Annotated in this window: 11 protein-coding genes and 1 pseudogene; 9 read left to right on the top strand and 3 right to left on the bottom strand. The window is 42.0% G+C overall.

From position 1 onward, the window contains the following. A pseudogene (locus LC605_RS28510) lies at positions 1-181 on the bottom strand (hypothetical protein); the annotation flags it as partial. 115 nt (positions 182-296) lie between these two features. Here LC605_RS28510 and LC605_RS28505 point away from each other — a divergent pair. The 3 genes from LC605_RS28505 to LC605_RS28495 all read left to right on the top strand — a co-directional run bounded on the left by LC605_RS28505 (position 297) and on the right by LC605_RS28495 (position 4613). Continuing rightward, positions 297-1088, top strand: a complete 792-nt coding sequence (locus tag LC605_RS28505) for a ParA family protein (protein WP_229550810.1) — start codon at positions 297-299, stop codon at positions 1086-1088. A gap of 2 nt (positions 1089-1090) precedes the next feature. Next, a complete protein-coding gene (locus LC605_RS28500; RefSeq protein ID WP_229550809.1) occupies positions 1091-2209 on the top strand; it encodes a ParB N-terminal domain-containing protein in 1119 nt (372 codons plus the stop codon). Positions 2210-2378: 169 nt separating this feature from the next. Next, the gene (locus LC605_RS28495) at positions 2379-4613 is read left to right on the top strand and encodes an ATP-dependent RecD-like DNA helicase (protein WP_229550808.1); all 2235 of its coding nucleotides are present in this window, start codon (positions 2379-2381) and stop codon (positions 4611-4613) included. A gap of 782 nt (positions 4614-5395) precedes the next feature. Here the strand turns inward: LC605_RS28495 and LC605_RS28490 are convergent. Together LC605_RS28490 and LC605_RS28485 are read right to left on the bottom strand one after the other, a co-directional pair. Beyond that, on the bottom strand, positions 5396-5860 hold the full coding sequence (locus tag LC605_RS28490) for a helix-turn-helix domain-containing protein (protein WP_229550807.1): 465 nt from the start codon (positions 5858-5860) through the stop codon (positions 5396-5398). A gap of 270 nt (positions 5861-6130) precedes the next feature. Further along, a complete protein-coding gene (locus LC605_RS28485) occupies positions 6131-6361 on the bottom strand; it encodes a hypothetical protein (protein WP_229550806.1) in 231 nt (76 codons plus the stop codon). A gap of 150 nt (positions 6362-6511) precedes the next feature. Here LC605_RS28485 and LC605_RS28480 point away from each other — a divergent pair, with 150 nt between their 5' ends. From LC605_RS28480 to LC605_RS28455, 6 genes are all read left to right on the top strand, one after another. Next, positions 6512-7021 carry a hypothetical protein gene (locus LC605_RS28480; protein ID WP_229550805.1) on the top strand — a complete coding sequence of 170 codons (510 nt, stop codon included), beginning with the start codon at positions 6512-6514 and terminating at the stop codon, positions 7019-7021. A 65-nt stretch (positions 7022-7086) separates the two neighbouring features. After that, positions 7087-7407 (top strand): hypothetical protein, encoded by a 321-nt coding sequence (locus tag LC605_RS28475; protein ID WP_229550804.1) that lies wholly within the window; start codon positions 7087-7089, stop codon positions 7405-7407. Next, positions 7397-7837, top strand: coding sequence for a hypothetical protein (locus LC605_RS28470; RefSeq protein ID WP_229550803.1), 441 nt, complete (start codon positions 7397-7399; stop codon positions 7835-7837). The genes LC605_RS28475 and LC605_RS28470 overlap by 11 nt, the downstream gene beginning before the upstream one ends. A 6-nt stretch (positions 7838-7843) precedes the next feature. Then, complete coding sequence (locus tag LC605_RS28465; protein ID WP_229550802.1) at positions 7844-8134, top strand: hypothetical protein; 291 nt, start codon at positions 7844-7846, stop codon at positions 8132-8134. Continuing rightward, positions 8135-9676 (top strand): hypothetical protein, encoded by a 1542-nt coding sequence (locus LC605_RS28460; RefSeq protein WP_229550801.1) that lies wholly within the window; start codon positions 8135-8137, stop codon positions 9674-9676. Continuing rightward, positions 9595-9963 (top strand): hypothetical protein (locus LC605_RS28455; RefSeq protein WP_229550811.1); only part of this gene is annotated, 369 nt, incomplete at its 3' end. The genes LC605_RS28460 and LC605_RS28455, both read left to right, overlap by 82 nt.

Genomic DNA, 9963 nt, shown 5'->3' with positions numbered 1-9963 from the left:
CTAAAATGGTTAATTTTTTTGGTAATTGATGCCCGAATAATGCACCCATCCCCTCTAGCACAACTTTCAGCACTTCTACTTTCACTTCTGATTGTTTGCCAGCTAGTATTGGCTGATATTCCCCACTTAGTACTTTTTGTAATTCGTTAGCCAGACCAACATCATGTAAGGTTTCTCTCATCAAGAGATATGTCGGATTTTGAAATTCGACATCAAAGAATGACAAATTTAACTAGATAATGTACATTATTTCCCAACGGAATGTCGGATTTTGAAATCCGACACGGAAACTCAATATGAAGCAGATAGTTCTCTCACTTATAGCTAATGCAGGTGGAGTAGGCAAAACGACACTTAGCGTACACATTGCATATGAAATGGGTTTGCGTGGCTTTTCGGTGGTCATAATTGACTTAGATCCACAACGGTCTTTGGATGTATTTTGTGGATTGCCACCTGCTCAAGTATCAAGTACTTTAGTCAAAGTTCTATCAAAAGATTTTCATGGTGAATGGGATTTAGTTTCAGTTTGGGAATCATCAAAAATTCAAGTTTGTCAAGGACATCCGCTATTGGCTGAAATGGCAAACGAATTAGTAATCCGGAAACGAGGGGAGTACGCACTCAGCGATCGCTTAAAAAATTACCCTTTACCTCAGAACCTAATAATTTTGGATTGTCCTGCTACTTTGGGAATGTTAAATGTTAATGCTTTAGCTGCTTCAACCCATGTACTAGTCCCAGTGCAATTGGAAATGAAAGCCATTTCTGGTTCAGCAGAATTAGTAGAATGGTGCATTTCAACAGGTGATGAGTTACAGTTAGAACCTCGTCCACCAATTTTGGGGTTTGTGCCAAGTATGTATGATGATACGGTGGCAATGCACAGGCAATATTTAGAGCAATTACCAGAGATTGCCGAGCATTTACATTTGAAGCTTTATCCGAAAGTTCGCAACTCAAATGAATTCAAAAATGCTAGTGCCCACGGCTTACCTTTACAAAAATATCGTCCCAAACATCCTGCTTGTAAGGATTTTAAGCAAATTACAGATGATTTAGTAGCTTTAATTAAGGAGAAGAAATAATCGTGGTATTGCCTAAAATTGCTAATAAATTCAGCGGTGCAATTCAAAAAACAGAGCAAGAGCAAAAAATTTCTGAACTTCAGGCAGAGATAGAAAAACTGAGAGCCGCGCAATCTCCAGATTTAGAAAAGGAATTGAAAAATCTCCGAGAACAACTTCAAAATCAATCAGGAGAAACAGAAATTGATTTAGCTCTAATCGATCCTAACCCTCATCAACCTCGGCAAACAATTACACCAGAACTGATACAAGCAAAAGCACGGTTATTAAAAAAACATGGGCAGATATCAGCAGTAATTCTTGTACCACAGGGCAACGGCCGTTATACTTTACTAGATGGTCAACTCCGTACTGAAGGAGCTAAATTGCTAGGGTGGTCAACTATTCGTGCAGTAATAGTGGCGATGCCTAAAGACTTAGATCAATCTGCATTACTAACTTTTCTTGGCTTTGAAGACTTGAATCCTTTAGATAAAGCAGAGGCAGTATTTAAAGAAGTAATCAAGTCCGCTAATTTGTCAATGGATGAAGTTTCCACAATGTTGGGAACAGTGATTAAAAGAATAGAAAGAGATGGAAATAGTAAAGAGCTAGCAAAATTAATGGCTGTTAGCGTCGATGAACAGCAACAGGGCTTAGAACTACTGGACATTACAACTAAAGAACAGAGTCTACTACTAGTGCTACTAGAGTTGGGGTTAAATCCTAGTTCTGTGAAAGCTAATCTAATGCCAATGCTTTATCTGCCTCAAGATTTAAAACAGGCAATCAGGCAGCACGGACTCAAAGGCGCTCATGCTTTAGCATTGGCAACTCTCTCTGCCAAGGCATTAGACATCTCCGAAAATCAAGCAGCGTCCGAACGGATTGCAGCAACAGATGAAGTCTTAAAGAAAAATCTGACAGTAACAGAAACTCGTGAACTAGTTAAAAAAATTAAGATCAAGTATTTAAAGTCAAATGAGCAAGAGTTAAAAGAGATAAAAATAATATTTCAAAAAGTTAATGGAATTTCTGGAGATTTGCTCAAAAGAGCTAGTAGTAAACAGCTTCACGAAATACGCTCTCTTTTGCAGCAAAAATTGCAAGAAATTGACAAAGTTATTGCTATAAGTAAATAAATTCAATATTCTTACTTTTACAAATTGTTTCATAGAAGTAAGTTAAGCTAATCGGAGAAATTAGGGTGAGTTTTCGATGACACTAATGCTGGGAAGCTAACTTAGTATTTATGTACTACGATGAACGAAATTCCGGTACTATAATAGTCTGCGGCATCTTCTTATAGCAATGTCCACTCCCCCTAATCTTTTTCCTCAACAAGTAAGCGCTTTTCCCCAACACGAAACAATCACCGGAGTCGTAGAACGCCTAACTTTTTACTCTGCTGAATCGGGTTACACAGTGGCAAGACTGACCCGCCCCCGTAGCACCGAACTCACAACAATTGTCGGCAGCTTCGCCAATATCCAACCAGGTCAAACTTTACAACTAACTGGTTTCTGGCGTGACCATCCTCAATTTGGGACACAGTTTCAAGTTGTTAACTACAAGGAAACCAAACCAGCCACTATCACAGGGATTGAGAAATACCTCGGTAGTGGGCTGATTAAAGGCGTGGGCCCAGTCACAGCAAGACGTATTGTCGCTCACTTCGGTTTAGAAACCCTAGACATCATCGAAAACCAAATTGACCGACTGATTGAAGTCCAAGGCATCGCCAAAAAGCGGATCACTCTCATCAAAAACGCTTGGTCAACTCAGAAAGCCATTAAAGAAGTAATGGTATTTCTACAAAGCCACGGTGTTTCAACCACTTATGCAGTCAAGATTTACAAACAATACCAAGACAAAGCGATCGCTACAGTAACCCATAATCCCTACCAGTTAGCAGCCGATATCTACGGTATTGGTTTTCTGACTGCTGATAAGATTGCTCGTAACTTGGGAGTTGCACCTGATAGCGAATTCAGATATTGTGCTGGACTTGTCCATGCTTTGAGCGAAGCTGCCGAGGATGGACATTGTTACTTACCACAGCGAGAACTGACTGAGAACGTAATTAAACTGTTGACTACTGAGGAGCATCAACCAACAGAAGAGGCGATCGCAATAACTATCAAAGACATGGCATTACGGGATGAGTTAATCAGAGAGAAAATTCCAGACCAAACTCTGCTGTGTTACAAACCAACTTACTTTCATACTGAGCAAAACCTAGCACAACTAATATCTGGGCGCTTAAGTCAACCGATTGTACAGGACATTCCCCGTGTCCGTGCCTGGATTGAGCGCTTTACTGCTAGTCATAAAATTCAACTCTCACCGCAACAGCAGCAAGCAGTAGAAACAGCAGCTTACTCCTCCTTCATGATTTTGACTGGTGGGCCAGGCGTTGGAAAAACTTTCACCACCCATACAATAGTCAGCCTGTGGAAAGCGATGGGTAAATCTATTGCTCTAGCTGCACCAACGGGTCGGGCTGCACAACGATTAGGCGAGATGACCCGACTTGAAGCAAAGACCATACACCGCTTGTTGGAATTTGACCCCAGCACAAGGGGATTTAAATGTGACAGCGACAATCCTTTACCCCATACAGCAATTATCATTGATGAAGCGAGTATGTTGGACTTATTTCTGGCATACTCCTTAGTCAAAGCAGTAGCAGAAGGCGCACAACTGTTGTTGGTTGGGGATATTGACCAGTTACCGTCGGTGGGAGCAGGTCAGGTACTTGCTGACCTGATTAATTCTGGGCGAGTTCCCGTGGTGCGATTGACCCAGGTATTTCGCCAAGCTAAAACTTCTGCCATTATCACTACTGCTCACCAAATTAACCGAGGAATTTATCCCACAATTGAGCCAATATCTGACAATCCTGTGTCTGATTGCCTGTGGCATGGTGGCGGACATCAGCCGGAACACGGGGTACAAGCAATTTGCGAGGTAATTACTGACCTGATTCCCCGGTTAGGCTTCAATCCGGCGACTGATATTCAGGTGCTTTGCCCGATGACACGGGGAGTTGTAGGTACTCGCAACCTTAATACCGTGTTGCAGCAGTTAATAAATCCGCCTACATTGTCCAAAGTGGAGATAAATAGGGGCGGGATGACACTGCGGATGGGCGATCGCGTCATTCAACAAATGAATGATTATCAGCGTGAAGTATTCAATGGGGATTTGGGAATTATCACTGACATAGATAGTGTTGAACAAGAAGTTACGGTGCAGTATGGTGGACGTAGTGTGGTTTACGACTATGCTGACTTGAACGAAATTACTCTAGCGTGGAGCGTTACCATACATAAAAGCCAGGGGTCAGAATATCCGGTAGTGATTCTGCCACTCTACATGCAACATTACATGATGCTGTCACGTAACTTATTTTACACTGGGTTGACTCGTGCTAAGAAGCTGGCGATCGTTGTTGGGTCTAAAAAAGCCATATCTTTGGCAGTGCGTTCGACTGATGACCAAAAGCGATATACAAGGTTAAAGCACTTGTTAGTTAGTCCGTAAACAGTCAGAATCTAAATAGAAGAAAAATTTTTTGAAAATATAAATTATGCGGAAATTTTTTCAACGACAGCTTGATATATAATTTCTTTTTTTAACGAATCTGCTGCAAGTGCTGCAATGGTTTATTCAGAAGAACGACTAACTCCATACTCAAACCTCTCCACAGGCGTACATGGCATGCGGCGCACCAACGGCTGCTGTTAAATTTCTCAACCGGTTGAGTGCTGTCCAGTGACATCAAGTTCGCAGATTAACCATGCCACCGACTTTCCTCTGTTTCAATAACTTATACAAAAGATTACACTTTTTCATCTGGGCAATGGGATTATGAAAAAAAATGCCAAGGAAATATAATTTTTTTTATTAGTTTATGCCCAAAAACGGGGCTTTTTTTTATTCCTGTTTTTTTCGTCAAGTGGGCCGCTTTTCGTGTGACACCCATTCTGTATGGCTTTGAGTACTGTCCCTGCACACTGATGTCACAGATTAACTGTGCCGCTTTTTGTGACATTAACGGAAACACAAGGGTTCTGGGTGTTGCCAACATCATGCCGCTTTTTGTGACATCTATACACAGCAAGGTTTTTGGATGTCACGGCATACCTGCCGAAATTCTGTGCCGCTTTGCGACAGAGCAGTGTAAAAAAAAGAGCGGCTAGAAATTAGAATTCAGGAGTCAGGAGTCAGAAATCAGGAAACAAAAACCGATATTTTGACCAAAAAAGTCGTGCTTTCTAGAGTTTGGTAGAGAGCGTTTTAATTCTTGGTTCTGAATTCAGAATTCATCTTATTGATGCCGCATTTCCTAATTCCAGCCATCTAATTAGTTCTTGTGGGGGAATAATTCTCGATACAGAGAAGGGAATACTGTGTTTTTCAGCCCAACGATACACAGTTCGCAAGCTGATTTTACGCCTTGTTCTGTCGTAGATATAATTCGGAAGTTCTCGCCCCGATAACGGAAAATCTGGTTCTTCTAAGTCGATACCAAATTGGGCAAACCGCTGTTGATCGTTTTTGAGTAACAATGAAACGTCTGACAAAGAATACTTTTTGAACAGGTTTTGACTTTTGAGATATGCAAGCCCTAACAAATAGCAGCATTCTTTCAATCTCACCTGTCGGGCGTACTGCTGTACACCACATATCCTTAACCATTTTCGCCAAGCTCTAATACTAATGCTTTTACCTAAGACGTGTTCGCAAGCTGTTTTTACCCAAGCAAGGTTATACATATCTTGATACATATTGCCTCCATTAAAGAAGAATTGAGCTATTCTGAATACATCCGTCAGCAATCTTGACGCTGCGCTATCTACCAGCGATGCACTGAGTTTCGGCTACGCGATAATCGAGCGACTTGTGCCGAGCGAAGCCGAGGTAAGTCGAGATTCAACTACCGCTATTCGTTGTGTCGCACAAAATACCTCTTTTGTATTTTGGCTCCTGGCTCCAGAATAGCTGAATTCTGTTTTGATAATCTAATGCCCAGGTTTTCCCTGGGCGCTCCGTCTTTCTTAGTCTTCTACAGCCTCAGTGTCGTTTATTACCTTGGAACGAAGACGTTTGTTAACCATTCTTTTATTACTGCGCTCAACATAAACGCCAAAACCGTTTTCCCAAAATACACGGTGCAGTTCTGATAATTTCCACCCCTCAAAGTCGGCTAGTTCTTCTGCTTCTTCAAAGAGTGCTGTTGGCACGTAAAGTTCAATTCTGGTCATTCCCTGTGCTTTTGTTCTAGGCATTGTTGCATCCATATTTAATCACCCAGATTATCAAATGAGATTGGTTATGGGACAAGAACCCTACAAATAAATATTTTCCGGTTCTTATGTGATATGTAGCTAATATTAGACTATATTAATGGTGTAGTACCATACAAGAAACAAAATAAAATGGAGAAAATCAAACAAATACTCACTTTGCAAGGGATTGAGTTTGATGAGGAGGAGATTTTATCTGTTGCCCAAGCTATTGGTATGGATGTTGATAATTTGAATGATGCCGAAGCCCAAGAAGTGGCAATTCAAGTTGCACAAGCCAAGAAATCAACTGCCCTTACCACTGCTAATGGCAAGTCCAAGAATAGCAATGGCAAGTTAGGTAAAAGCTCCCCCCGGCGGAAATCCACTCCTCCATTGCAAGGAGCGATCGCCCATGCATCTCAGGTTTCAAACCTTGAAATTCAATCCTTGGAGGATGTTCTTAACGCCGGGATTGACGCTTACACAACTGATAAAGCTGACCAGTTGTTATCAACGATTCGCAATGCCCCTAAGGACGTGGTAAGTAAGTTTGTCTCTAAGGCGATGGAGGAAGAAGCTGACGTGGAATCCTTTCGTGAAGTCGGTAAACAACTCGTTGCGGGTATTTTCGGCGCTAACTCAAAGGATGCAGCCGAATAAATTGATTGGATTAGCAGCAGGACTCAATCTGCTGCTATTAACTCTTGTATTGGGCGTGGCAATGTATGGAGCAACAAGAACAAACTCGTCACAGACAATTATTTATTCACCTGAAGAAGGACGGCGAGTTGAATCTGTCGGGACTGACATTAAAAAACCTCACGAACGAGGAATTTCTAATCGTCCAGCAACTTATTGATGAATCGAAAGTGCGATCGCAAAATGCTAACAGAGTTGAAGAACTGATGCAGCGAGGTTTGATGGCTCAAGGGGTGATTGCTGCCTTCGCTATTTTGATGTTCTCGTTCATCGGCATCTACGGTATTTATCGTTATATCGGTCAACAGGTTCAACAAATTCAGGAGACGTATAGTAATGTTAGGTAAATGGCTTCCTGGTCTATTCGGTAGCAAAAATGATGGTGTAGTTTCAACAGATTTGAGAGTGGGAGATGCTACCCAAATTGAAGGAAATCTCCCTTCATCAATCCGCGAACGCTATTCTTTACCAGCGTATACTACAGCACAGCAAGTGTTGGACTCAGCGGAGGTGGCAGGAACTTTGAAAGCACAGAAGTGGTTACATACAAAGTTTTCTCGCCACCAGCTTAAGCAGTTACAATCCTTGGCAGAGATGTATAAAAACCAACTTGCTTACTCCCAAGAAGCGATGAAAGTTGAGGAAGATTTGCAGCGTACCAGGGCGTTACATGGAGAAGCGGTGATTCGCCATGCCTTTGGTTCTATTGAACAACAGCGGCAGTTGGGGGGATACGAGAAAGCATTTGATGAAGTAGGGGATTCATTCAGGTTTTAGGAGGTAATGATGGAAATTAAGTTATCTCATATTGGTTACGGAGTATGCGGGATTGGAATGTCTATGTTCATGGGCTATTTATCAGTTGCCAGTCCCATTAGTCGGTTTGTGCTGTGGATTATTGGCATGGTGTGCGTTTGTTGTTTGGCTTTGGGGTTATTTAATTTTGGTGGATTAGTTGCTAAAGGTTACGGATTCAATCGAAAAACTTTCACTATCGGACTGATGCCTGGGGTGATATTTACGAGTGTATTCTTGATGTTAGTTAGTGCTGGTGTCGCGTTGGGAGTCAGGTAAATGACATTTGAATTAGAGCGCTTAAGTTCTAGCGCTGTGATTAATGCAGAGCGAACTATTTTATGTTCTTTGGGAGTGTCAGCAGTAATGTGTTTGTCCGCTCCTTTTTTCTTAAATACTGACCGAGTAACAACCGGAATGCTGCTCGGTGCTGGGACACTTAGTGCTGGCTTGTTTGGTGTATCTGCTCAAATCAGCGAAAGTAAAGAAAAAGTTTACAAGTCTTTGCAAGAAGCTGACCTCAAAGCACTCAAACAGCATTTGCAAGGACAAGCGGCTTATGATTATGTGACGACTGCGATCGCAGCCAAGCGCCAAGTTGCTGACTATGTAAATCGTCTCCCCGTTAGTGAAAGACCCCGGTGGATAACTGAATATCAGTTACAAGGATTGGTGACACTTCCTGAACCACCAGCACAACAATTACCCCCACGTCCTGGTATTCCCAATGCCGATATTGCTGACATCGATGAAGAGGATGTGCAGTCCGTGATTAATCCGGGTGCGATGAAAATTCTGCAAGCAATCGCAGCAAATTATCCTGACTACATTCGCATTGATGGTGCTTGGATTGATGAACTGTGTAATGCTGCATGTAATCATGATATGACCCTTCGCAGTAATCATCATTTTTACCTCTCTGGTGGCACTCAGTCTGGGAAGTCTACTCTGGCAGGGGTAATTATCAATAAAATTGCATCATCATCTCAAAGTCCGGCAATTGTTATCGGCAGCGATCCCAAAGATGATGTCACCAGATGGCTGTGCAAGTTTAGCCGTAAGTTTGACGGCATGAAAGAATTAAAAAATTGGATTACTTTTGCCACAGACCAAATTGACAAGCAGAAAGCCAGAGTATCAATTGTTGGTGGTGAATGTCACGGTGTCCCGGAATTATTATTTGCTCAAGACGAGGTTGATAGCGTCTATGGGGGTGGTAAGGGATTACCGGGAATGGTTGATGCTGATACCGCCAAAGATTTGCAGGGTTTTTGGAACTATGTCATCAAATTCACCGCCGGACTCAAAGGACATGGAATCTTCATGGGGCAGTCCCCACTGTCAGGGGAAACCGGATTTAGTCGCCCATCTCTGAAAAATGTGTGTTTTATCGCTATGGGACAGACATCGAATTATATCCTTGACCATCCCCAGGACTTTGTAAATGTTAAAAAGGAGATTTTGGAAATCTTACGACAAGCTTGCGAAATGTTAGATAAAGCCGGAGTTCGATATGCCCTAGTGATTCCGACTCGGTCTAATCCCTTTGTTGCCCTAATCCCGGAATTTGATATCAAGGGTATGGAACAAAAACAAGATTCCAAACCGAATGATGACACTCTTGCTAGTTCTAAAAATAATCAGCAACCCTCACAACAGCAGATTGACTGGTATGAAGAAATTAGACTTTGGGCAACAGAATTAGGAAGAAGACCACATTTTCAGGAAATCAAACAGAAGTGGCACGAATTAACGGGGCAAGAGTTAAACGAAAAGGGCGTTACCCTACTGCTGGAAAATCTCGGCTACCCAGACAATTAAACTGGAATGCTCGATATGGTAATCCCAAAGAGTACAGAAAACAAGTAGCGATCGCTCACCGAAAAACTCACAATTATTGCGTAGTCTGTCTGACGTCAAAAAGTGAAGAGATCCATCACGCTTATTATGGCAATGACGTTATTGGAGTATCAACATTTCCTACGTGCTACCGTTGTCATGATGAGATTTGTCATAGTTCAATCAACTGGACTAAGAACCCTAGTAATCCCGTTTGGGGCAATCGTAATACTGACGAATTTATTACGAGATTAAGGCTGGGATATCAA

It is taken from the genome of Nostoc sp. CHAB 5836 (genome assembly GCF_020829445.1).
GTDB lineage: Bacteria > Cyanobacteriota > Cyanobacteriia > Cyanobacteriales > Nostocaceae > Nostoc.
The sequence above is the reverse complement of the archived record's forward strand: the minus strand, read 5'-3'. Positions and strand labels throughout refer to the sequence as shown.

Bases quoted from the DNA above. Each gene is read 5' to 3' on its own strand.
- LC605_RS28505 (WP_229550810.1), top strand. From the start codon at position 297: ATGAAGCAGATAGTTCTCTCACTTATAGCTAATGCAGGTGGAGTAGGC.
- LC605_RS28495 (WP_229550808.1), top strand. From the start codon at position 2,379: ATGTCCACTCCCCCTAATCTTTTTCCTCAACAAGTAAGCGCTTTTCCC.
- LC605_RS28490 (WP_229550807.1), bottom strand. From the start codon at position 5,860: ATGTATCAAGATATGTATAACCTTGCTTGGGTAAAAACAGCTTGCGAA.
- LC605_RS28485 (WP_229550806.1), bottom strand. From the start codon at position 6,361: ATGCCTAGAACAAAAGCACAGGGAATGACCAGAATTGAACTTTACGTG.
- LC605_RS28480 (WP_229550805.1), top strand. From the start codon at position 6,512: ATGGAGAAAATCAAACAAATACTCACTTTGCAAGGGATTGAGTTTGAT.
- LC605_RS28475 (WP_229550804.1), top strand. From the start codon at position 7,087: ATGGAGCAACAAGAACAAACTCGTCACAGACAATTATTTATTCACCTG.
- LC605_RS28470 (WP_229550803.1), top strand. From the start codon at position 7,397: ATGTTAGGTAAATGGCTTCCTGGTCTATTCGGTAGCAAAAATGATGGT.
- LC605_RS28465 (WP_229550802.1), top strand. From the start codon at position 7,844: ATGATGGAAATTAAGTTATCTCATATTGGTTACGGAGTATGCGGGATT.
- LC605_RS28460 (WP_229550801.1), top strand. From the start codon at position 8,135: ATGACATTTGAATTAGAGCGCTTAAGTTCTAGCGCTGTGATTAATGCA.